General features: G+C 47.1%; 23 protein-coding genes. 9 read left to right on the forward strand and 14 right to left on the reverse strand.

All coding sequences use genetic code 11. The features are described 5' to 3' along the window. Positions 1-357: 357 nt before the first annotated feature. Together ampE and ampD are read right to left on the reverse strand one after the other, a co-directional pair. On the reverse strand, positions 358-1,212 hold the full coding sequence (ampE, locus tag ACRRSX_RS18765; protein ID WP_432456062.1) for a regulatory signaling modulator protein AmpE: 855 nt from the start codon (positions 1,210-1,212) through the stop codon (positions 358-360). Between the two features lie 75 nt (positions 1,213-1,287). Continuing rightward, positions 1,288-1,845 carry a 1,6-anhydro-N-acetylmuramyl-L-alanine amidase AmpD gene (gene ampD, locus ACRRSX_RS18770; protein WP_432456061.1) on the reverse strand — a complete coding sequence of 186 codons (558 nt, stop codon included), beginning with the start codon at positions 1,843-1,845 and terminating at the stop codon, positions 1,288-1,290. Between the two features lie 145 nt (positions 1,846-1,990). Here ampD and nadC point away from each other — a divergent pair, with 145 nt between their 5' ends. The 8 genes from nadC (at position 1,991) to yacG (ending at position 9,097) form a co-directional block, all read left to right on the forward strand. Then, entirely contained in the window at positions 1,991-2,833 is an 843-nt protein-coding gene (nadC, locus tag ACRRSX_RS18775) for a carboxylating nicotinate-nucleotide diphosphorylase (protein ID WP_432456060.1), read from the forward strand. 247 nt (positions 2,834-3,080) lie between these two features. Further along, positions 3,081-3,536, forward strand: a complete 456-nt coding sequence (locus ACRRSX_RS18780; protein ID WP_432456059.1) for a pilin — start codon at positions 3,081-3,083, stop codon at positions 3,534-3,536. 15 nt (positions 3,537-3,551) lie between these two features. Next, complete coding sequence (gene pilB, locus ACRRSX_RS18785; protein WP_432456058.1) at positions 3,552-5,255, forward strand: type IV-A pilus assembly ATPase PilB; 1,704 nt, start codon at positions 3,552-3,554, stop codon at positions 5,253-5,255. Positions 5,256-5,329: 74 nt separating this feature from the next. Then, entirely contained in the window at positions 5,330-6,574 is a 1,245-nt protein-coding gene (locus ACRRSX_RS18790; RefSeq protein WP_432456057.1) for a type II secretion system F family protein, read from the forward strand. Between the two features lies 1 nt (position 6,575). Then, positions 6,576-7,454 carry a prepilin peptidase gene (locus ACRRSX_RS18795; protein WP_432456056.1) on the forward strand — a complete coding sequence of 293 codons (879 nt, stop codon included), beginning with the start codon at positions 6,576-6,578 and terminating at the stop codon, positions 7,452-7,454. Between the two features lie 43 nt (positions 7,455-7,497). Continuing rightward, complete coding sequence (gene coaE / locus ACRRSX_RS18800) at positions 7,498-8,100, forward strand: dephospho-CoA kinase (protein ID WP_432456055.1); 603 nt, start codon at positions 7,498-7,500, stop codon at positions 8,098-8,100. Positions 8,101-8,156: 56 nt separating this feature from the next. After that, complete coding sequence (gene zapD, locus ACRRSX_RS18805; protein WP_432456054.1) at positions 8,157-8,897, forward strand: cell division protein ZapD; 741 nt, start codon at positions 8,157-8,159, stop codon at positions 8,895-8,897. Next, positions 8,897-9,097 (forward strand): DNA gyrase inhibitor YacG, encoded by a 201-nt coding sequence (gene yacG, locus ACRRSX_RS18810; protein WP_432456053.1) that lies wholly within the window; start codon positions 8,897-8,899, stop codon positions 9,095-9,097. Before zapD ends, yacG begins: the two co-directional genes overlap by 1 nt. Before the next feature lie 5 nt (positions 9,098-9,102). On the opposite strand, the gene mutT is transcribed toward yacG, so the two are convergent. The 3 genes from mutT to ACRRSX_RS18825 all read right to left on the reverse strand — a co-directional run bounded on the left by mutT (position 9,103) and on the right by ACRRSX_RS18825 (position 13,382). Further along, the gene (mutT, locus tag ACRRSX_RS18815) at positions 9,103-9,510 is read right to left on the reverse strand and encodes an 8-oxo-dGTP diphosphatase MutT (RefSeq protein WP_432456052.1); all 408 of its coding nucleotides are present in this window, start codon (positions 9,508-9,510) and stop codon (positions 9,103-9,105) included. 192 nt (positions 9,511-9,702) lie between these two features. After that, positions 9,703-12,423 (reverse strand): preprotein translocase subunit SecA, encoded by a 2,721-nt coding sequence (gene secA / locus ACRRSX_RS18820; protein WP_432456051.1) that lies wholly within the window; start codon positions 12,421-12,423, stop codon positions 9,703-9,705. 35 nt (positions 12,424-12,458) lie between these two features. After that, entirely contained in the window at positions 12,459-13,382 is a 924-nt protein-coding gene (locus ACRRSX_RS18825) for a M23 family metallopeptidase (protein ID WP_432456050.1), read from the reverse strand. A 21-nt stretch (positions 13,383-13,403) separates the two neighbouring features. On the opposite strand from ACRRSX_RS18825, the gene ACRRSX_RS18830 reads away from it, so the two are divergent. Then, positions 13,404-13,859, forward strand: coding sequence for a DUF721 domain-containing protein (locus ACRRSX_RS18830; RefSeq protein WP_432456049.1), 456 nt, complete (start codon positions 13,404-13,406; stop codon positions 13,857-13,859). Between the two features lie 18 nt (positions 13,860-13,877). Here ACRRSX_RS18830 and lpxC read toward each other — a convergent pair whose 3' ends face one another. From lpxC to murD, 9 genes are all read right to left on the reverse strand, one after another. Further along, a complete protein-coding gene (gene lpxC, locus ACRRSX_RS18835) occupies positions 13,878-14,795 on the reverse strand; it encodes a UDP-3-O-acyl-N-acetylglucosamine deacetylase (protein ID WP_432456048.1) in 918 nt (305 codons plus the stop codon). A gap of 109 nt (positions 14,796-14,904) precedes the next feature. Then, entirely contained in the window at positions 14,905-16,053 is a 1,149-nt protein-coding gene (gene ftsZ / locus ACRRSX_RS18840) for a cell division protein FtsZ (RefSeq protein ID WP_432456047.1), read from the reverse strand. Between the two features lie 38 nt (positions 16,054-16,091). Then, positions 16,092-17,348: a cell division protein FtsA gene (gene ftsA, locus ACRRSX_RS18845; protein WP_432456046.1), complete on the reverse strand. Its 1,257-nt coding sequence runs from the start codon at positions 17,346-17,348 to the stop codon at positions 16,092-16,094. Continuing rightward, entirely contained in the window at positions 17,329-18,084 is a 756-nt protein-coding gene (locus ACRRSX_RS18850) for a cell division protein FtsQ/DivIB (protein WP_432456045.1), read from the reverse strand. Before ACRRSX_RS18850 ends, ftsA begins: the two co-directional genes overlap by 20 nt. A gap of 2 nt (positions 18,085-18,086) precedes the next feature. After that, positions 18,087-19,010: a D-alanine--D-alanine ligase gene (locus tag ACRRSX_RS18855; protein ID WP_432456044.1), complete on the reverse strand. Its 924-nt coding sequence runs from the start codon at positions 19,008-19,010 to the stop codon at positions 18,087-18,089. Further along, positions 19,010-20,458 carry a UDP-N-acetylmuramate--L-alanine ligase gene (gene murC, locus ACRRSX_RS18860; protein WP_432456043.1) on the reverse strand — a complete coding sequence of 483 codons (1,449 nt, stop codon included), beginning with the start codon at positions 20,456-20,458 and terminating at the stop codon, positions 19,010-19,012. The genes ACRRSX_RS18855 and murC overlap by 1 nt, the downstream gene beginning before the upstream one ends. Then, positions 20,459-21,544 carry an undecaprenyldiphospho-muramoylpentapeptide beta-N-acetylglucosaminyltransferase gene (gene murG / locus ACRRSX_RS18865; RefSeq protein ID WP_432456042.1) on the reverse strand — a complete coding sequence of 362 codons (1,086 nt, stop codon included), beginning with the start codon at positions 21,542-21,544 and terminating at the stop codon, positions 20,459-20,461. Continuing rightward, the gene (gene ftsW, locus ACRRSX_RS18870) at positions 21,537-22,745 is read right to left on the reverse strand and encodes a cell division protein FtsW (protein WP_432456041.1); all 1,209 of its coding nucleotides are present in this window, start codon (positions 22,743-22,745) and stop codon (positions 21,537-21,539) included. Before ftsW ends, murG begins: the two co-directional genes overlap by 8 nt. Further along, the gene (murD, locus tag ACRRSX_RS18875; protein ID WP_432456040.1) at positions 22,742-24,046 is read right to left on the reverse strand and encodes a UDP-N-acetylmuramoyl-L-alanine--D-glutamate ligase; all 1,305 of its coding nucleotides are present in this window, start codon (positions 24,044-24,046) and stop codon (positions 22,742-22,744) included. The genes ftsW and murD overlap by 4 nt, the downstream gene beginning before the upstream one ends. Positions 24,047-24,059 lie beyond the last annotated feature (13 nt).

Raw genomic sequence — 24,059 nt, forward strand, 5'->3', positions numbered from 1 at the left:
GTGATATAGATCACTACGATGTAACAACAAAACCAAAGATAGGGGGATAATGTGAAATAAATATGTCGTCGCGTTATGCGCCACCAGCAGTCAATCAAAACCTCGGAGTACTTCAACAAGAGCTGGTCGTGTATATTTGTGATTTATTTAAGCACAGCGAGTGCTGCAAATAACCGGATGAAATGAATCCATTGTGATGAACGCCATCGACTTCACTGCTGCTTAATCTGTTTAATTCGATTTGACTTGTTCGCAATAAAAGCTAATCAACAACGAGCGCTTCGCCTGAGGCAAATCAATGCGCTGATCTGCGCCCCCAATCGATAAACAAAATTCTACGGCTTGCAGGCTAGAATCCTAAATCAACCATCCACCAATGGTGAGTGCGGCAATCACCGCAATCGCCAATAAGATGCCATGTTTAGCCAGACTCACAAAACGACTGGTGGTTGTCACGCATAACATGTCGCTCACTAAATCGCTATTGGAAAGCTCAGCGGCAACCGCCACCTTGCTTAACCAGTAACCATTGCTGTGTTGGCGATCGGTTAATGAGCGCAACCAAATCGGCAGCGCGGGATGAGTATGACCAACCGTTAAATAACACAGACTCGCCAAGCGACTTGGCAACCAATCAATATAATGCATAAACACATTCACCGCAGGAGACAAAGCCTGAACTTCAGTGCTCTTATGCAAATATAAGCTACGACAACAGCCATAAAATACCGCGCCTGCGGGCCCCGCCAGTACATAGAAAAATATCACTGCAAAATAATAACGATAATTCAACCACATCAGTTGCGTTCCGGTGGAGACAGCCAAGGGCTGATTCTCCTCTACTTGATGCATGGGATGCATTTGATGGAGCAATAATTGATTAAATTCGAGACAAGCCTGTTGCTTACCTGCGGCAGCTAAACGTAAATAGTCCCGGTAAGCCTGTTGTAAAGGTGGACAACCTAGCGTAAATAACGGCACAAAGATCCACAACAACAAACTAGGAATACCAAATAACCAACCGCTTAAGCTAAACTGCAAACCCGCAAGCAATCCGGTGGGGAAGATCACCGTCATCATAATTTGCCAAAATGCCGTCTTACTATCGAAGCGCTGCAACCACCAATGAAAGACATGCTGCCACCACCAATTAGCACCAATCCGTCTGGCCCGCTCTAAACTTAATGCTAATAATAGTGATATTAATGACATCTGATTGATTGCTCTCCATAAATGTCTGTCATGCAAACAAATAGTAAGTCAATTCTCATGGCAAACCAAGCGCGCTCATAAAGCCGCGAGATACGCCTCCCAATCAAACGCCTCTCCGGGATCTGATTTTCTTCCCGGCGCTATCTCACTATGCCCAACAATCGCTTGCTTGCTCATTTGTGGATAATGAGCCAATAGTGTTTGAGTCACCGCTACCAGGGCTTGATATTGAGCCTGAGTAAAGGCGCTATGGTCGGTTCCTTCTAATTCAATCCCAATGGAAAAGTCATTGCAAGCTTCCCGCCCACGGTAAGTCGATACCCCAGCATGCCAAGCGCGCCGATTAAATGGTACATATTGTTTCAATTGACCGTCACGCTCAATCAACAGGTGCGCAGAGACCTCTAAGCCAGCTAAATCGGCAAAACTCGGCTCTGCACTACTATCTAAAGTACCGCTAAACAGCTGATCAACATAGCCATTGCCATAAACACCCTGTGGCAAACTGATACAATGCACAACCAATAGGCTGATCTCATCTTCGGGTCGCTGATTATGAAATGGGCTTGGCAGCTGCTGCGCCTGTACCAGTTGATGCTGCTGATTAATCTGCAAAACTCTCTCCTTAGCCATAAAACAATAGCGCCTGACAACTCGCTTATCATAAAGCCAATATTTGCCCATGCAAGCTTAAGCCTTCTAAGTTAGAATGCGCTACATGCTAGGGTATATACTCTACAAACCATCATCACTATCGCAACTATCAGAGAATCGATGCATGAACCTCGAACAATTGCGCGCTAATGTCAGCGCAGCCCTCATTGAAGATTTAAGTCACTTAGACCCGCAGCTAGATATCACCGCGGGGCTGATTCCCGAACAACAAGTCAGTAAGGCTAAAATTATCAGCCGCGAAGATGCGGTATTTGTGGGTCGCCAATTTGCCGATGAAGTGTTTCGCCAACTCGGTGGACAAGTCAGCATAGAGTGGTTGGTTGAAGACGGCGACAAGGTTGTCGAAAACCAAAGCCTTTGCTATTTAAGTGGTCCTGCGCGGATTTTATTAACCGGTGAGCGCTGTGCACTCAACTTTATTCAAACCCTATCCGGAATTGCCACGCAAGTGGCTGCCTATTGTGACTTGCTTACTGGCACCCAATGCCAATTACTGGATACCCGAAAAACGCTACCGGGCTTACGCTTTGCCTCAAAATATGCGGTTCGCTGCGGCGGCGGCCATAATCATCGTTTCGGACTGTTCGATGCTTTTCTCATAAAAGAAAACCACATCATGGCCTGTGGCAGTATTAAAGCTGCAATAGACAAGGCGCGCCAGTTGTCACCGGGGAAAAAAGTGGAAGTGGAAGTGGAAAACCTCGACGAGTTAAACCAAGCGCTCGATGCAGGCAGCGATGTGGTAATGTTAGATAATTTCAGCGTCGAGTTGATGCGTCAAGCGGTTGAGCTCAACCAGGGCCGAGCAAAGTTAGAGGCCTCTGGCAATATGACCCTAAGCACCATTCGCCAGTATGCCGAAACAGGCGTTGACTATATTTCGGTAGGCGCTTTAACCAAACATGTCAAGGCGCTAGACCTAAGTATGCGCTTTGTCGCCGAATAACATCGATTAGTGAAACAAGGCTGTATAAATACATTTACAGCCTCTCAAATCAAAGCCCCGCTAAGATCACGATTTAATTGTCTTTTTCTAAAAATAACTATACTTATAACATTCGTGTGCTTTAATCAGTATAGATTTGCAGCACCGTACAGTAAGGGATGTGGCTGAATTAACGGCGTTAATTTATTGCAACCCGATAATAAAACGGTAGATAAACAACTTAAAACTTGTGTAAAGGAAAGACGCAATGAAAACAGTCCAAAACCTTCAAATCAAAGTAGCCAACAAACAAAGCGGTTTTACGCTCATCGAATTAATGATCGTAGTTGCCATCGTAGCCATCTTAGCGGCAGTCGCGCTGCCTGCTTATAACGAATATGTGAAAAAATCCAAATTCGCCAATGTGTCAGCTGCAACCCAAGCTTACAAGATCAAAGTAGAACTTTGCCATGCAACAGAAGGAACCTTAACAGGATGTAACGCAGGCGCTCATGGCATTCCGACTGCGCTCGCAGCAACAGACGATCCGACAGGCTCTATTTCTACCATCGCAGTTAGTAACGGTGTAATTACAGCAACTGGTACTTCAGACGTTGATAGTAAAACTTTAATACTAACTCCAACTATTGTAAAAGAAAGAGTAATTTGGGATAAAGAAGCCACTGGTGCGGTTAGTACGTGTGTAGCTGCAGGTTATTGTTAAATTAGCTCCTTAACTATGGCAGACAATTACCTCAACGGCCTTGCTTCCAGCTTGGCCGTTTCTTTTCCCGACAAAGAACAACGCCTCACTGAGCTGTATCAACGCAGTAAGCAAGAGCAGCGTGCTTTTACCAGCGTATTGGTCGAGAATGAACTGCTCTCCAGCAAACAGCTGGCGGATTTTTGTGAAAGCCAATTTGGCATCCCGCTACTGGATTTAGATGCCATCGAGCTGAGTGAAATCCCGCAGAAATATCTCAACGAAAAATTGATTTTTAAACACCACGTCTTGCCAGTTTATAGCCAGGGACAGACCCTGTATGTGGCAATGGCCGATCCCAGCAATGTGACCGCCCTCGAAGATTTTGGCTTTAGCTTCGGCCTGCACGTCGAAGCGCTACTGGTTGAAGAAAACAAGCTATTTAACGCCATTCAATCGCTAGTCGATGACAGCGCCAACCTCGATTTAGGCGAGATATCCGATGAGGAGATCAACGATTTAGAGGTTAGTGAGGAAGGCTCACGCCTCGATGAGCAGCAAACCAATAAACAAGACGATGCGCCCATCGTAGTTTATATCAATAAGATCTTGATGGATGCGATCCGCCGGGGCGCTTCCGATTTACACTTTGAGCCCTATGAGCATAAATACCGGATCCGATTTCGCATCGACGGACTGTTACACGAAATCGCCAGCCCACCGATTAACCTGGCCAATCGCTTCTCGGCGCGACTCAAGGTAATGGCGCGAATGGACATCGCCGAACGTCGACTACCACAGGACGGTCGAATCAAACTCAAGACCGGCCGTAACAAGGCTATCGACATGCGGGTGAATTCTCTGCCCACCATGTGGGGCGAAAAAATCGTGATCCGGATCCTCGACTCTTCGGCGGCCAAGCTAAACATCGACGCGCTTGGCTACGATGAGCAACAAAAAAAGCTATATTTAGACGCCTTAGCTCGCCCGCAAGGGATGATTTTAGTCACCGGCCCCACCGGTTCCGGTAAAACCGTGTCGTTGTATACTGGCTTAAGTATTCTCAATACCAGTGAAATTAATATTTCCACCGCCGAAGATCCGGTGGAGATTAACCTGCCAGGGGTTAACCAAGTACAGATTAATAATCGCGCCGGACTAAGCTTTGCCAGCGCTCTACGCGCCTTTCTACGTCAAGATCCTGATGTGGTAATGGTTGGGGAGATCCGCGATTTAGAAACCGCAGAAATATCGATTAAAGCGGCGCAAACTGGCCACTTAGTGCTGTCGACCCTGCATACTAATTCCGCCGCCGAAACCCTGACCCGGATGCTGAATATGGGGGTCCCGGCCTTTAACATCGCATCCTCGGTCAGCTTGATCATCGCCCAACGTTTGGCGCGACGACTCTGTGAACACTGTAAAAAATCGAAGATAATCGAGGCCCATTTATTACCCCAAATCGGCTTTAATCAAGACCAAATCAGCGCAGGAGTTCAATTATTTGAACCCCAGGGTTGTGATAAGTGTACCGGCGGTTATAAGGGACGAGTAGGGATTTACGAGGTGATGCCCATGAGCAGTGCAATTGCTAAACTGATTATGGAGCAAGGTAATTCCATTCAAATCGCCGAACAGGCGATTAACGAGGGGATGTATTCGCTGCGCATGTCCGCCTTAGAAAAAGCCCGTTTAGGCGTCACCAGCCTAGCAGAAGTCGAGCGAGTCACAAATGTATGATTCACCCAAACGGCACCGTTAATTATTTGATAAATTAAACCTATGTTTTAAGACTCATTGTTTGCAGGGATGTTATGGCCGCCACAAACACCAAGCGTAAAGTCGCCGTAAAAAAAATCAATGCCTTTAGCTGGAGTGGGATTAATCGCCGAGGCGGTAAGGTGAATGGCGAGTATCAAGCCGAGACGATCAGTCAAGTACGAGCCGACCTGCGTCGCCAGGGCATCACCGTTACCAAAATCAAGAAAAAAAGTGAGAGTTTTCTTAGCCAATTGGGTAATAAGATCAAGCCGATGGACATCGCGGTGGTCTCTCGGCAAATCGCCACCATGCTGTCGGCTGGCGTGCCACTGGTGCAGAGTTTTAACATTATCGCCAAGAGTGTCGAAAAGCCGGCGATGCGCCAACTGATCGGCGAGATTAGCGCCGAAGTAGAATCAGGCACCCCACTTTCCGAAGCCCTGCGTAAACATCCTCGCTACTTCGACGATCTCTACTGTGACCTGATCGATGCCGGGGAGCAAAGTGGAGCCCTCGAGACGATTTATGATCGGGTGGCCATCTATAAAGAAAAGGCCGAATCGCTGAAGTCCAAAATTAAGAAGGCGATGTTTTATCCAGTCTCGGTAATCATCGTCGCCATCATCGTGACCACCATTTTATTACTATTTGTGATCCCCCAGTTTGAAGAAATTTTTGCCAGCTTTAATGCCGAACTCCCAGCCTTCACGGTGTTCGTTATTGGGATCTCACGCTTCCTGCAGGATTATTGGCCGTTTATCTTTGGTGGTATTTTTGCGGCAGGCTTTGGCTATGTGCAAGCCTTTCGCCGCTCGCAGGGGGTGAAAGATGCCACCGACCGCTTTATTTTAAAAATTCCGGTGATTAATCCCATCTTACACAAGGCTGCAATGGCCCGTTTTGCGCGCACCTTGTCTACCACCTTTGCCGCCGGGATCCCGCTAATCGATGCGCTGCGCTCCGCAGCTGGTGCTTCTGGTAACGTCGTCTACCGCAATGCTATCAACGCCATCCGGGTGGAAGTCACCGGTGGGATGCAGATGAATGTGGCGATGCGTACCGTCAACATCTTTCCCGATATGGTGACCCAGATGGTGATGATTGGCGAAGAATCTGGCTCCTTAGATAGCATGCTCGATAAAGTCGCCAATATCTATGAACAGCAAGTTGATGACGCGGTTGATGGCCTCACCAGCTTAATCGAACCCTTGATTATGGCTGTGCTTGGGGTATTAGTTGGTGGTATGGTAGTGGCCATGTATTTACCTATTTTCAAACTGGGATCGGTCGTCGGTTAAAATGCAAGAGTTCATTGAATTTTACCCAGCCTTAGCGCTGGGTTTCTGTTTGTTAGTCGCGCTGTGTATCGGCTCTTTTAGTAACGTGGTGATCCATCGCCTACCGGTGATGCTCGAGCGACAATGGAAACAAGAGTGCCGGCAGTTTTTAGCCGATGAGCTTGATGGCGATACGCCAGTTTCTCCCCAAACTTATAATTTAGCGCTACCGCGCTCAACTTGTCCGCACTGTCATCACTTAATTCTGGCCTGGCAAAATATTCCACTCATCAGTTGGTTGCTACTACGCGGTAAGTGTGCCAACTGCAAAGCGCCAATCAGTATCCGTTATCCATTGGTAGAAGCAGCGTGTGCGGCCTTAACCCTAGCCTGCTGGTGGCAGTTTGGTTTTAGCTTGCCATTCATCTTTGCCAGTATCTTTTGCATGCTGCTACTGTGTTTAGCCTTAATCGATTTGGATACCATGTATTTGCCCGACCAACTCACCCTACCCGGCCTGTGGTTTGGCCTGCTGCTGAATCTCGTTGGGGGCTTTGTCAGCCTTGAAAGTGCGGTGCTCGGCGCAGCAATTGGCTATGGTTTCTTATGGAGCTTATTTTGGCTGTTTAAACTACTGACGGGCAAAGAAGGCATGGGCTACGGAGATTTTAAGCTATTGGCGATGATTGGCGCATGGTTTGGTTGGCAGGCCCTACCGCTAACCATCCTGTTATCATCACTGATCGGCGCGGGTATTGGCATTGCACTGATCTTGTTCGGCCGACATCAACAACAAAAACCGATTCCCTTTGGTCCCTACTTGGCAATTGCTGCCGTTGCCTATCTATTTTTTGGCCAGAGTATTCAAGATTGGTACTTCAACTACATCGGTTTAGCGTGATGGCGGGCCTCATCTCCGAGCATCGCACACGAGGGCTCCGTGCATGATCATTGGATTAACTGGCGGCATCGCCAGCGGTAAGAGTCAAGCATCCGCCCTGTTTGAAGCGCTTGGAGTGGCGGTGGTGGATGCTGACGTTGTTGCTCGGCAATTGGTTGAACCCGGCCAGCCAGCACTCAATCAGATCATCAAGCACTTTGGCCCGCAGCTACAGCTTGCGAATGGTCAATTGGACCGAGCCGCATTACGCAAAATTATTTTTAGTGAGCCCGAACAAAAAACTTGGCTGAACCAGTTGCTTCATCCACTAATCCGCCAACAAATGCAACAACAGCTTAACGCTGCAGAAGGCCCCTACAAGATCTTGGTTGCCCCGTTACTCCTAGAAAACAAGCTGGATAAACTTGTCGATCGAGTGCTCATGATCGATACGCCAGTTGCCCTACAAATTGCCCGAACCATGGCGCGTGACAAGGTCAATCAAAACCAAGCCGAGCAAATTATTGGTGCCCAAATGGATCGAGAGGCTAAACTCGCCGCCGCCACAGATATCATCGTAAACGATGGCGAACTGTCGTTATTAGGCGACAAAGTAAAGGAATTTCACCGCATTTACCTTAATCTTGCCAAAAGCCATGACAGTTGAAAGATCAGTGGGTACACTAGTTTAGATAAGACTTTAACTTAGTGTAATGAATCGTCATGGCCGCACTCATATTCGAGCACCCTTTAAATGAGAAAGTAAGAAACTACTTACGCTTAGAGCAGTTATTTGAGCAACTCATGTTGGCTAAACCCCTGCAACACCCTTTGCAACAACAGCAATTTTTTCGGATTTTGTTTGAAGTTGCCGAAGTTTTAGAACGCTGTGAATGGCGCAGTGATTTACTCAAAGATTTAGCGACTCAAACCGAAAAACTAGATCAATGGGCATCCATGCCAAATGTTGATACCAGCAAAATAGAGCAGCTAATCCTTGAGGTTAAAAGTCTATCGGTAGCCATCAGTAAACATGTTCGCGTAAGCGACCACCTTAAAAATGACCGTTTATTAGCCAGCATTCGCCAACGTTTAGCCTTACCGGGCGGGAATAGTAGTTTTGATCTTCCCTACCTTCACTACTGGCTAAATCAACCACCGTCACAGCTTAGAGCTCAAGTAGAAGGGTGGCTACAACCCTTTCAAATGGTCGTTGAAGCAATTAAGCAGCTGCTCAAACTTGTCCGCGAGCAACATCAAGCCATTGAAGTGATTGCCAACAAGGGCTTCTATCAAGGCGTAGCACAACACTGTGGTCTATTACGGATCGAAGTCGATACCGACTATCAAGCCTATCCAACCGTGAGCGGACATAAACACCGCTTTGCTATCAAATTCATCAGTGCGGCCAATCTAGAAATAGACAATATTCACTGCCGCCTTTATTGCTGTAAGATCAACTAATGAAAAACCAAAATCCCCCAGTAGTTAAATGCCCCACTTGTAACGACGACGTCATCTGGCAAAGCAGTAGCGAGTTCAGACCCTTTTGTAGTGAGCGCTGTAAACTCATCGATTTAGGGGAATGGGCAAACCAAGAGAAGGCCATTCCCGGACAGCATATTGTAGAAGATGAAGATAAACCTGACAGCTGGGAGTTTTAACGGCCTCAGCTCTGATTCGTCTCTAAGCGCCCAATCGCCTGCAAAATAGCAAGATTTGCCTCAGGAAAAGTGTAATCACTCAAATCTTTTGCCATCACCCAGCGTATTTCCTGCTGTTCTGCGCCTTGAGCCTCTCCTGTAAAGCGTTCAATGGTATAAACGTGTAAACACACACGTTTATCGACATAATCGTGTTCAATACGTGTCAACGCTTTACAGCTGCTCACATCAATATCGATCAGCAGTTCTTCTTTTAGCTCACGGGCTAAAGCTTCAAGCACCGTTTCTTCTGGCTCAACTTTTCCTCCGGGAAACTCCCACTTTCCTCCCTGATGCTGCGCTTGGTGCCTTAAGCTCAACAAAATTTGTTGTTGCTTGAAGATAACCCCTACCGCCACATTGACTGTTTTCATTGCTACTCCCAAATTTGGCCCTTAACCGTTGACGGCGCGTCTAAACCAAAAACGACACCGAATTTTACTCTCGTGGCGCATATAACCAACCTCCCCCCAAGAGCTACGCTCACAAGCACAATCTAAACCGCAGCTCACATCAACAAAAAGGAGAGCCAAGGCTCTCCTTTTTACAGCATAACTATCCTCAAATCAGGATAACTTACCATGGCATTGCTTATATTTCTTACCTGAACCACAGGGACAAGGATCATTGCGTCCCACTTTTTGCCCTTCACGAACGACCGGTTGATTTGATGCCGTTGTTGCTTCATCCTCGAGCTGATTTTGAGCTTGTTGATGACGATATTCCATAGCGCGTTGTTCGGCTTCACGACGTTTCGCTTCCATCGCTTCCACTTCTTCTGGCGCTTGAACCTGCACCCGACTCAAAATACTAATCACATCTAGCTTGAGTGCTTCAAGCATCTGGGTGAATAATTCAAAAGATTCCCGTTTGTATTCTTGCTTAGGATCCTTCTGAGCATAACCACGTAAGTGGATCCCTTGACGCAGATGATCCATCGCAGCGAGATGCTCCTTCCAAAGCTGGTCAAGAGTTTGCAGCATCACCGATTTCTCAAACTGTTTGATACTATCCGCGCCCACTTTATCAATTTTATCTTGGTACTCTTTCACGGCGGCTTCGATAACTCGCTCACGCAAGCTTTCTTCATGTAACTTATCGTCTTCATCCAGCCATTTTTGAATTGGTAAATCCAGTCCAAAATCACTCTTCAAACGTTGTTCCAACTCAGTGATTTGCCACATTTCGTCGAGAGACTGAGGGGGAATGTATTCATCAAGCACCGCTGAATATACATCTTGACGGATCACTTCGATAGTTTCAGAAATACTTTCACTATCCATAAGATCGTTACGTTGCTCGTAAACAACCTTGCGCTGATCGTTAGCCACATCATCAAATTGCAGCAAAGACTTACGCACATCAAAGTTACGCCCTTCAACTTTACGCTGAGCATTTTCAATGGCGCGAGTGACCCAAGGATGCTCAATCGCTTCACCCTCTTCCATGCCGAGTTTTTTCATCATTCCGGTAACTCGATCTGATGCAAAAATACGCATCAAGCTATCTTCCATCGAGAGGTAGAAGCGAGTCGAACCGGGATCCCCTTGGCGACCCGACCGACCACGAAGCTGGTTATCAATACGACGGGATTCATGACGCTCGGTGCCAATAATATGTAAACCACCACTGGCTAATACTGCATCATGACGCTGCTGCCACTGGTGTTTAATCTCGGCAATTTGCTGCTCGCTCACTTCCTCACCTAAAGCACTCAGCTCGGCTTGAAGGCTACCGCCCAACACAATATCTGTTCCCCGGCCCGCCATATTCGTGGCGATGGTCACCGCACCAGCCATACCCGCTGAGGCGACAATTTCCGCTTCCTTCTCATGGAACTTAGCGTTCAGCACGTTATGTTTAATTTTTTCTTTGTTTAAAATATTCGACAATAGTTCCGAATTTTCGATCGATACGGTACCGACTAACACTGGACGCTGAGCCTTCACACACTCACGAATATCCTCGACAATGGCGTGATATTTCTCTTCTGCGGTCAGATAGACTAAATCCCCTTTGTCATCACGAACCATCGGTTTATTGGTTGGTACAACCACCGTATCGAGGCCGTAAATAGATTGAAACTCAAAAGCTTCGGTGTCGGCAGTACCAGTCATTCCAGACAGTTTTTGATATAGGCGGAAATAGTTTTGGAAGGTGATTGATGCTAGGGTTTGGTTTTCATTTTGAATTGCCACCCCTTCTTTCGCTTCCACCGATTGATGTAGCCCTTCGGACCAACGACGCCCTGGCATGGTACGGCCGGTGTGTTCATCAACAATCACGATCTCGCCACTATCACTCACGATATAATCGACGTTACGTTCGAATAAGGTATGCGCGCGTAGACCAGCATTCACATGGTGTAACAGGCTAATATTGGCTGCATTATAAAGTGAATCTCCCTCTTGGAGCATGCCCCGCTCAATCAAGGTTTCTTCGACAAAAATTTGACCAGTTTCGGTCAAATGAACCTGCTTATTTTTTTCGTCGAGGGTGTAGTGACCGTCACCCGTATGTTCTTCAGTATCTTCTTCCTCTTGGCGAACCAAAAGTGGGATCACATCATTAATTTTTTTATAAAGCTCTGAGCTATCTTCCGCTGGACCAGAAATAATCAACGGTGTACGAGCCTCGTCGATGAGGATCGAGTCGACTTCATCCACAACTGCATAATTTAAAGGTCGTTGCACTCGTTGCTCTGGCGCAAAAGCCATATTGTCACGCAGATAATCAAAACCAAATTCGTTGTTAGTACCATAGGTAATATCAGCGGCGTAGGACGCCTTCTTGGCTTCATGGTCCATTCCCGAAATATTCACTGCAACAGATAAACCTAAGTATTCAAATAGAGGGCGATTCCATTCCGCATCACGTTGTGCCAAATAGTCATTCACGGTAATCACATGCACGCCCTTACCGGTAATCCCGTTCAGGTAAGCAGGCAAAGTCGCGGTCAAGGTTTTACCTTCACCAGTGCGCATCTCTGCGATTTTATTATCGTTAAGAACCATGCCACCAATCATCTGGACATCGAAATGACGCATTTCGAATACCCGTTTTGAGGCCTCACGAACCACCGCAAACGCTTCTGGCAAAATTGACTCTAGCGTTTCACCTTGCTCCACCCGCTCTCTAAATTCGACGGCCTTCGCTTTGATGTCTTCTGCTGACAATTTTTCGTATTCGGGCTCTAGGGCGTTAATAGCATTTACTATTTTACGCATCTTCTTGATGGTACGGTCGTTTCGGGTACCAACTATCTTCGTTACTAATTTACTAATCATGAAAAACTACTTCTGCTAAGACGAAATCCAATTTTCTATGCACTGGCTTTGCGATAAATAAATTTACTGGGATTCAGAGGTCGGCCATTTTTAAGCACCTCAAAATGCACATGAGGACCGGTTGAGCGGCCAGTACTGCCCATCAACGCGATCTCGTCCCCTTTATTTACCACATCACCTTCTTTTACTAATACTGCTTTAGCATGCCCGTAACGCGTTACCATTCCGTTACCATGCGCTATTTCAACGAAGTTGCCATAACCAGAACGCGTTCCGGCCCAAACAACCACGCCACTACCCACTGCGTAAATCGCTGTCCCTTCCTTCCCAGCAATATCGACGCCATTATGCACCGACAAGCGCTGCGTAAAAGGATCGATCCGCGAACCAAAGGGTGAAGAAATCCAAATGCCGGGGCCTTTTGCTGGCCAACCAGAGATAAAACTATTGTCTAATAAATGGAGACTTTGTTGCCAAGATTCAAGCGCGGTAAGAGATTTTTTGTTTTTACCAAGCTGTTGTTCTAGTTGATACAGGCCAAACAACAAATGGCTATCGCGTTCGCGACTACTGTCGATGTCCATCATCGGCCCGCCAATCGGAGGTGTATGAGAAAAATCAAACTCTGCGGCAAGTTCGCTATCTTCCACTAAGCGAGCGCCAAGGGCATTCAAACGGGTCATCTCGACTTGCATTTGCCCCACTCTAAGCGCTAACCCACGATAACGCTCACGTAATTGTTGCTCAAACTGATGTAGCTTTGGTTCCGCTTGTAAACCATCCAACTGACTAATCAACCGCGCCTGTTGCTGTGCTAAGTTTCGATACTGTTGAACACCCCACAAACCAATACTGGACAATAGCAGTGCCAGCAGAAATCCCAGCCATAATAAACGGAAGGGATTTACGCGAATGGTTCTGGTCTCGCCTTTATGGGCGTATACTAAACTTAAGTTCATATTGAAAATATACTAATTATTATGTCCAAGCGACAACACCAACCGATTTCGATTAATCGTCTGTTTCATCAGAAACAATTTGCGCAAATCGAACAGCCCTTACAACGCCGACTTCAGCTGCAACAACTGGGCAGCGATATTTTGGCACACTACAAACTACAGCAATGCCGTATCGTTAATATGCGTCAAGGAGTCGCTATTATCGAAGCACCGAGTTCCGCTTGGCTCACTCGACTAAAACAGTTCCGATTTGAACTACTGAGTGACTTACGCAAAGCTATCCCGGGGGTTGTCAGTTTAGAATTAAAAATAAATCCGGAGTTAAAGCACATTAAACCAGAACCTGAAGTAAAAAGCACTGGAAAACGCGAGCTAAGCGCTGAAGCAGCTAGACATATCACAGAATTATCCAAGCATGTGCCTGATGAACTGAAGGAAAAGTTGAAAAAATTAGCGGCGCTGAGCGGAGAGAGTTAGCCAGCGCCGACCAAATAACTAGAAACTGAATACCGGCAGTTGGTATGCAGCAGGCGCTTCGGACTTGTCTTCAAAAGTGACAATTTCCCAAGCATGTTGTTGCTCAAGCATTGCTCGAACTAGATTATTATTCAAGGCATGACCCGATTTATGTGCTCTTAAGTGACCCAAGATGGGTAAACCAGCCATAAACAAATCACCCACCGCATCGAGTAACTTGTGTTTAACAAACTCATCTTCATAACGAAGGCCATCTTCGTTAAGAATCCGGTAATCATCCAGCACAATTGCATTTTCTAATCCGCCACCCAGGGCTAGATTTTTAGATTGCAAATACTCAATATCACGCATAAACCCAAAGGTTCTAGCACGGCTGATTTCTTTCACAAACTTATCGGCAGAAAACATCATCGAAATCGCCTGATTACGGCCTTCCATCGCAGGATGATCAAAATCAATAGAGAAATCAATTTTAAAGCCGTCGTTGTTCGGCAGTAACTCGGCCCACTTATCTTCATGTTCAACACGAATAGCTTGTTTAATTCGAATAAACTTCTTCGCCGCAGATTGTTCTGTAATACCAGCCGATTGCAATAAAAATACAAAGGGGCTAGCACTACCATCCATCACTGGAAGCTCTGGCGCATCGACATCAATAATTAAATTGTCCAAACCTAGGGCTGCAATTGCCGCCATTAAGTGCTCAACTGTTGAAATACGGTTACCCGCATCATCAATCAGACAAGTACAAAGCATGGTGTCGCGTACCAATTCTGCTTTTGCCGGGATCGTGACAACCGGATCTAAATCGGTACGATTGAACAGGATACCGGTATTCGCTGGCGCGGGACGCAAGACTATCGTGACCTTGTGCCCAGAATGTAAACCGATCCCTGTCGCTTGTACTGACTTTTCAAGAGTCCGTTGTTTAAGCATAAAAATTCCTCTGCTTTACGACCAAATAAATGTTAATGGTCGGACATCTTAGCATAAGTTTGAAATACACCACAAACTTTTGGCTAAATCTCCAGCATTAACCAACAGATTAATCTGCCTGACGACGTAAAAATGCTGGGATATCTAAATAATCACCATCACTACTCGCACGACTAGGTTCCGCATTTACCACCGCAGCGGATTCATCCATCATCGGCGCTGAATCGGCAGGTAAGGTACGCGTAACCGGTTCCGCATTCACAGCTTGTTGTGGCTTAACAATAGAAATATCAGGACGGCGTTCTGCACCAATACCAGTTGCAACCACAGTCACTCTTAATTCATCGCTCATTTCTGGGTCAATCACGGCACCAACCACAACAGTCGCATTCTCAGAGGCAAAACCTTTCACAGCGTTACCCACCGTTTCAAACTCTTCAATGCTCATATCGAAACCAGCGGTGATGTTGACCAAAATGCCACGTGCTCCAGCTAGGTCGACGTCTTCCAACAAGGGGCTAGAAATAGCAAGCTCGGCAGCTTCTTCAGCGCGATCTTCACCAGAAGCGATCCCGGTCCCCATCATTGCAGTGCCCATTTCACGCATCACCGTGCGAACATCGGCGAAATCCACGTTAATTAAGCCAGGGCGAGTAATCAACTCGGCGATCCCCTGCACGGCACCTAGTAATACGTTATTTGCAGCCTTAAAAGCATCCAGCAGAGACACCCCTCGACCCAATACTTTTAACAGCTTATCGTTAGGGATCGTAATTAATGAATCAACACTCTTACTCAGCTGCTCAATCCCCTGCTGAGCATAACTGGTGCGTTTTTTGCCCTCAAAACCGAAAGGTTTAGTCACTACCGCTACGGTTAGGATCCCTAGCTCTTTAGCCACTTCCGCAACAATCGGAGCGGCACCAGTACCAGTCCCGCCTCCCATTCCGGCAGCAATAAACACCATATCTGCGCCTTGTAATTGGCTCATGATCGCATCTCGATCTTCCATCGCAGCTTCGCGACCTACTTCAGGGTTTGCACCCGCCCCTAAACCTTTGGTGATGGCCCCACCAATTTGTAAGGTATTATCGGCACCAGAGTTACGTAGCGCTTGCGCATCGGTATTGATCGTGATGAATTCCACCCCTTCAATCGACTGCGCCACCATGTGCTCAACGGCGTTACCGCCGCCGCCGCCAACACCAACCACTTTAATGACCGCTTCATCGGTATGACTATCCATAATCTCAAACATAGTTCTCTCTCCGCTTTATTTTCGCCAATTAGCAAAAACTAAAATTCACCTTTAAACCAACTGTGTAAACGCTTCGCGATATTACCAACGCTGCTTATATTTTTCACTTCAATTGGCTTTTCAGTTTGATTTTCCATTCCGTAATGTAACAAGCCCACAGCTGTTGAGTAGGTAGGCGCTTGTACATATTCGGTAAGACCAGCTACTTTATTGGCAGAACCAACTCGCACCTGACATTGTAAAATTTTCTCGGCGCATTCAACAACGCCCTCTATCTGTGCTGCACCACCAGTTAAAACCACACCGGCGCCCAACTGCAATTTAGTGCCTTGCGCTTGTAAATCATCCGCAAGCTCATCCAGCTTGACTTTAATCATCGCAAACAGCTCACTATATCGAGGCTCAATCACCTCCGCTAAAGTTTGCCGTTGCAAGCTACGAGATGGACGTCCTCCCACACTGGGGACTTCAATGGTATCGTCTCGACTCACCATACTGCCTAAGGCGCAACCATAACGAACCTTGACGGCCTCAGCATCATTTAATGGCGTACCAAATACGGTCGCTATATCACGAGTCACCGAATTACCAGCAAATGGAACCACTGAGGTATGACGCAAAGCGCCGCTAGTATAAACCGCAATATCCATGGTGCCAGAGCCAATATCAACCACACACACACCAAGCTCTTTTTCATCTTCAGTAAGCACCGCATAACTTGAAGCCAAGGCAGAAAAAATCAGCTGATCGACTTTAAGATCACAACGCTCGACACACTTCACGATGTTCTTCACCATATCGTTGTGGCAAGCAATAAGATGCACCTTGGCTTCCATACGAACTCCCGATAAACCAATCGGGTTTTTGATACCTTCTTGGAAATCGATGGCAAACTCTTGCGGCAATACATGCAAGATGCGGTGTTCATCGGGCAGTTTCACCGATTTAGCAGTGTGGATGGCGTTATCCACATCATCCTGAGTCACCTCTTCATCACTAATCGGCACCATGCCCTTTTCATTTAAACAACGGATGTGGCGTCCCGAGACCCCCAAATACACCGAGCTAATCTTGCAATCGGCCATTAACTCCGCTTCTTGCAGTGCTCGCTGTACAGTTTTAACCACCGAATCAAGGTCGTTAACCCCACCTTTATCCATACCCTTTGCCGGATGACTGCCTACACCGATAATGCTCATCTCGTTGCTCGGCAAGACCTCACCGATCAATGCGGTGATTTTTGCGCTGCCAATATCGAGGCCAACGATCAGTTTTCTATCCGTTACTTTGGTCATTAATTACCAAACCTTCTTGTTTCTTCCAACCTACGGCAAAGCCGGTGTCATAACGTAAATCAACATAAGCGACTGCCGCATTCTTCAACTGCGGGTAAATATCGACAAAACGTTCAATACGATTGAACTTATCTTCTTTTCCTAAATGCAGTCGCATACCACCAGCCAGTTGTATTTGCCAAGCATGGCGCTCATTTAACGCAAGGCTTACAATATTTAAATTTCGACTCTGCAAACGCTGTTGCAATTGTCGAAAGGTGCTCAATACCATTTCAGCCTGCTCATCCGGACCACTTAAAGATACCAAGGCCGTTTTTACACGTTGCTGTGGCGCATCAAATATCTGACCTTGCTGATTAAGCAAAGCGGCATTATTCCAACGAGCAACGACTTGCTGCTCTTGTAAAGCGATCGATAACTTATCTGGCCACTGCTTACGTACCGTAACCTGCCGTACCCAAGGCAAGTGTTCAATCTGTGCTTTCACTTGCGACACATCCAAGCTAAAAAAATTGCCAGCCTCAGGTAATGCCGCTAAGGCATGCTGTAATTCTTGATCTAATACATACTCGCGCTGACCCGATACCAATAAGCGATTCATCGGGCTAAGCCGCTTATCACTCACCCCTCGATATACCGAGTAAGCCGCATAACTCAATACTAAAATAACCGACACAAAAAAGGTCACTCCCGCCCAATAGGCCCAAAGTTGCTTTTGTTGATGGGTCATTTTCATGATTAATGCGCCAAATCCAAAATACTCGCGACTAACTGATCAAAGCTCAGGCCTGCCTGTTCAGCCGCCATCGGTACTAAACTTTTTTCGGTCATTCCCGGGGACGTATTCACTTCGAGTAAATACCAATTCCCTTGTTGATCAGCCATCAAGTCAACTCGTCCCCACCCTTCACAGTCAGTGGCTTTAAAAGCTTGCATCGCAATCTCTGCCAATTGTTGCTCTTGTTGCGCGTCCAAACCGCTTGGGCAAAAATACTCGGTGGAAGCGCTTTGATACTTCGCCTGATAATCGTAAAAGGTATGCGGTGTTTGCATCCTAATCGAAGGTAATACCCGCTCCCCAACAATGGCTACCGTATATTCAGCACCGCTAATCCACTGTTCGATTAGTACTCGAGTATCATATTCAAAAGCACTCACTATCGCTTGTTGCAACTGCTCAACCGTCTCCGCCTTGGCCATTCCAATGCTTGACCCCTCTAAAGCGGGTTTAACAATCACTACTCCCGATAACTGTTGCAAAATATCTTCCGCCTGAGCAGCTTGATAAGAGGCTTGATCAACAATCCGATAAGCAGCCGTAGGCAGACCAAGAGTTTGCCAAATTTGCTTACAACGGATTTTATCCATCGCCAAGGCAGAACCAAGTACCCGACTGCCGGTATACGGAAGCCCCAGATATTCTAAGGCACCTTGCAAAGTACCGTCCTCACCACCTCGTCCATGCAAGGCAATAAACACATGACTATAGTGATTCTGTTTTAGCGTGTTTAGATCAAAACCTTGAGTATCGATACCTTCCGCATGAATACCTGCTCGAAGCAAACCCGATAACACCGCGCGCCCCGATTTAAGTGATACTTCACGCTCGGCTGAATCACCACCAAACAGCACCGCCACTCGTTTCATAACTAAACTACCCATTAATTATTCTTCATTCTATTGATGTTGAGCTGCAGCTCACCCAAGTGCCGCGCCAAGACGCCAATATTACCAGCACCTTGGGTTAATACGACATCACCATCTTCGATCACATCAGCAAGCAAACTCGCCAATTCATCGGGTTGTTTCACATAAATAGGCTCTAAACCTCGTTGGCGTAGACTACGGCATAATGAACGACTATCCGCACCAGCAATCACATCCTCACCTGCCGAATACACTTCCAAAAGCAATAAGCTGTCCACTTGAGCCAATACATCCACAAAATCTTCGTATAAATCACGCGTACGACTATAACGGTGCGGCTGAAACGCCATCACCAAACGCCGCTCTGGCCAAGCAGCTCGCGCCGCTTTCAGAGTTGCCAATACCTCGGTTGGGTGGTGACCATAATCATCCACCAACAGAGCAGAACCATTGCCGGTGGCAAATTCACCATACTGCTGGAATCGACGACCAATACCTTCAAAACCATTCAAAGCATCAATAATCGCCCGATCTTCGATACCATCTTCGCTCGAGACCGCGATTGCAGCCGCCGCGTTAAGCGCATTATGCTGCCCCGGCATATTAAGCTCAATCTCTAAGGCTGGACGACCAATGCGCTGCACCGTAAACGAGCAACGGTCACCTTGTTGCACAAATGCCTGAACCCGCACATCTGCCTGCTCTGAAAAACCGTAAGTAATAATATGTCGACCAATTTTAGGCAATAGCTCCTGCACGCCAGGATCATCAATACACATCACCGCCACGCCATAGAAAGGCAGGTTATGTAAAAAATCGATGAAGGTGGCATGTAGCTGAGCTTCATCACCACCATAAGTTTCCATATGGTCTGGTTCAACATTGGTGACCACTGCAACCATCGGCTGCAAGTGCAAAAATGAGGCATCACTTTCATCAGCTTCGGCGATAAGGTAACGGCTACTGCCCAAACGTGCATTGGTACCCGCGCTATTTAGCAAACCACCAATCACAAAGGTGGGGTCACGGTCAGCCTGCGCATAAATACTGGCAAGCAAACTAGTCGTAGTGGTTTTACCATGGGTGCCCGCAACGGCAACTCCATGCCGATAGCGCATCAATTCAGCCAACATTTCTGCGCGACGAACCACCGGAATCCGAGCAGCTCTTGCAGCAACAACTTCTGGGTTATCGTCTCGAATCGCAGTTGACACCACCACCACGTGTGCCCCCGCAATGTTGCTTGCAGCATGACCAACATAAATTTCAGCACCGACCGTCAGCAAACGATCCGTCATTGTATTTTGCGCCTGATCCGAGCCTGAGATTTGATAACCTTCATTAGCCAATACTTCGGCAATCCCCCCCATACCTGCACCTCCAATCCCCACGAAGTGAATCCGCTTCACCTTGCGCATCTCTGGGATCATGGTCCGTAATTTGGCCAATTCAATTTTACTCATCTAACTACTCTTCATTAAGTCTTGGCAAACTGCGGCGACTTTCTCTGTCGCATCAACGGCCGCCTGCTTTCTCGCATTACAACCATAACGATGGCGCAATCCCGGATCAGCAAATTCATTTAATATCGTCGCTATCCGCTGTGACGAAAAATCGCTTTGAGCCAACAATTGGGCAGCCTCTGCATCCACCAAATATTGGGCATTTTTAGTTTGATGATCGTCCACCGCATAGGGAAGCGGAACAAAAATCGCAGCTAAACCCGCGGCCGCCACCTCCGACACAGTGAGCGCGCCAGCGCGACAGAGTATCACATCCGCCCACTGGTAAGCTGCTGCCATATCATCAATAAACTCGACTATTTTCGGCGCTTGACTCAAGTGTTCTTCAAGCTTGGCATCCTGATAGGCTTGTTCGGCACTTGCCAACTTATTTTTACCCGCTTGATGACAAATACGAAGATCTAAACCACTGGCTTTAATTCCAGCAGCCAAATGCTGATTAAAAACTTGCGCCCCTAAACTTCCGCCAATCACTAGCAGATTATAATCGCGACTTTCACTTAAGCTTTTTTCAGGTAATGCCAATACCGCAGGTCTCACCGGATTACCCACCACTTTGCCCTTAGCGAGAGCACCAGGAAAAGCAATCAAAGTCTTAGTGGCAATTTTGGCCAACATTCTATTGGTTAATCCGGCGGCGGCATTTTGCTCATGTAATACCAGAGGTTTTCTCATCAACCATGCCGCTATTCCACCGGGTCCACTGGCAAAGCCGCCCATGCCAAGCACCACATCAGGTTGCAAACGCAGCATCAGCAACAGCGCCTGCCTTATAGCATTCAACAACTTAAAAGGCGCGGCTAGCTTACGCAACAGGCCATTGCCACGAACCCCCTTGATACTTATAAAATCAATAGCATAGCCATGTTTCGGTACCAACTGAGCTTCCATTCGTTCGGCGGTTCCCAACCACGATATCTGCCAACCTTGCTGACACAGATGATCCGCTACCGCCAAACCAGGAAATACATGACCACCAGTCCCGCCGGCCATAACCAATAACTTGGGACGCTTCTGTTCAGCCATGGGAGTCCCTCGTATAGGCTTGGCAACGAGCCAAACGGAACTCATGGTCAATGCGCAATAACACTGCGACCGCTATCGACATCACCAACAAACTGGAACCACCATAACTCACCAAAGGTAAGGTTAAGCCTTTGGTCGGCACCAAGCCCGATGCAGCCCCCACATTCACCATCGTTTGAAAACTAAACCAAATACCAATGCCGCAAGCTAAGTAACCCGCAAAAGCTTGTTCTGCTAATAAAGCCTGCTTGCCTATTTTCATCGCTCGGCTAACCAATAAAATGAGTAACAGGAGTACCGCACAAACCCCCACAAAACCAAGTTCTTCCGCAAGCACCGCCACCACAAAATCGGTGTGGGCTTCAGGTAAGTATTCAAGTTTTTGAATTGAGTTCCCCAAACCTTCCCCCAACCAATCTCCGCGACCAAAGGCCATCAGAGATTGCGTGAGTTGATAACCGCTACCAAAGGGATCTTGCCAAGGGTCCAAGAACGAAGAAACTCGACGCATTCGATAAGGTTCGGCAATCACCAAAGTCACCACCGAAACCACACCGGTAAACATTAAACCAAAGAACTGGATCAGCTTCGCGCCAGCTAAAAACAACATGCCCACCGTCGTCACAAACATCACAATCACGCTACCCAAATCGGGTTGCGCCAATAGTAAAACAGCCATCAGAAAAAACACCACTAGCGGCTTTAAGAAACCTTTTAAATTCTCTCTTACCTGTTCATGACGGCGAACCAAATAACCAGCCAAGTAGGTAAACAGCGCCAGCTTTGAAAACTCAGCGGGCTGGATATTAATCGGACCAAAACCTATCCAGCGACTACTACCGTTAATATTTCGCCCCACCAATAACACCAACACCAGCGCGAGCCCCGCCAGCAGCAAAAATGTTGCGTTATGTGACTGCCACCAGGCGATCGGGATCTGCACCACCACCGCCATCGTCGCTAAGCAGATCAGTAGGTAGATACCATGACGCTTGGCAAAACGGAACGGATCGTCATTGATGGCAATACCTTCTGGGATAGAAGAAGACGCCACCATCACTAAACCAAATACCATCAAACATAGCGCTAACCACAATAAGTGACTATCGAATAACTGTGGTTCGGCACGCGCTGCAGGCTCCACCTGAAACCGACTGACCAACAGTTGAAATCCTAAGCGTGGTTTAGCAAGTAAATTCATAGCGCCTCCACCAATTGGCAAAAGTGCTCACCGCGCGCTTCAAAATTACGATACATATCCAGACTGGCACAGGCAGGCGATAACAATACCGTATCACCAGCTCTAGCTTGTTCAGCGCACCAATTCAACGCTCCAGATAGGTCATCAACTAAGACGACTTGCGGATCCAATTGTTGAAAACGCAACTTATCTCGACCAAAGGCAACCACCCCTGCCACTTCAGAAAATGCAGACTTAAGCTCACTTAAATCGCCAGCCTTACTATCCCCGCCCACAATCAACCAGAGTTGAGCCGCGCTATCTTTCAGTCCGATGAGCGCCGCCAAAGTGGCGCCAACATTGGTGGCCTTAGAATCATTAATCCACCGGATATCTCTTTTACGAGAAACCAATTGGCAGCGATGGGTTAAGCCAGCAAACTGCTTTACCGCGGCTAAGCAAGCTTGCATGGGAATGGCGAGCGACTCAGCTAAGGCGAGAGCTGCCAGTATATTGGCATAATTGTGGGTTCCAACTAAGGCCAAATCGCTAATATCAAGCAGTACTTTAGTTCCGCGAAGTAACTGTTTTTGATCGCAGCTAAGACAAAAGTCGGCAGGCTGAGTGACAGAAAAACTAAGTCTATTTTCAGTCGTGGTAATTGGTGTCGATTGAACATCATCCAAGTTCACAACTGCGGTCATCGCGTGCTGATAGACTTTTTGCTTCGCTGCAATATAAGCACCTAAATCATCATAGCGATCCATATGATCTTCGCTAACATTGAGTAGAGTGGCCGCTGCCGTCTGCAAATGTTCGGTGGTCTCTAATTGGAAACTTGATAACTCCAATACATATAGCTGCACCTCATCATTGAGCAAATCCAACGCGGGCACGCCAATATTACCGCCAACCGCCACCTTAAGACCGGCCTGTTTAGCCATTTCGCCTAGCAGTGTAGTAACGGTACTCTTGCCGTTAGAGCCAGTAATCGCCACCACTGGTGCTGCCGCATAATGACTAAACAACTCCACATCACCGATCAAAGCAATGCCTGCTTTGGCAAGGGTTTGTAGAACCGGGTGGGCCAAGGCAACACCAGGACTGACAATCACCACATCACAATCGAGTAATTGAGCCAGAGGCAGCTCGCCACAAATTACTGGCAATTCAGTGGGCAAATTAACCAAACCCGGTGGCTCTGCTCGGGTATCACAAACCAAGGGAGAAATCCCGTGACGCAGCAAAAAACGGACACTACTGAGTCCGCTAGCACCAAGGCCAACCACCGCATATCGCTTTTGTGACTGTAATTTACTCACCAACCCACTCAAT

It is taken from the genome of Agarivorans sp. QJM3NY_30 (assembly GCF_050870855.2).
Taxonomy (GTDB): Bacteria; Pseudomonadota; Gammaproteobacteria; order Enterobacterales; family Celerinatantimonadaceae; genus Agarivorans.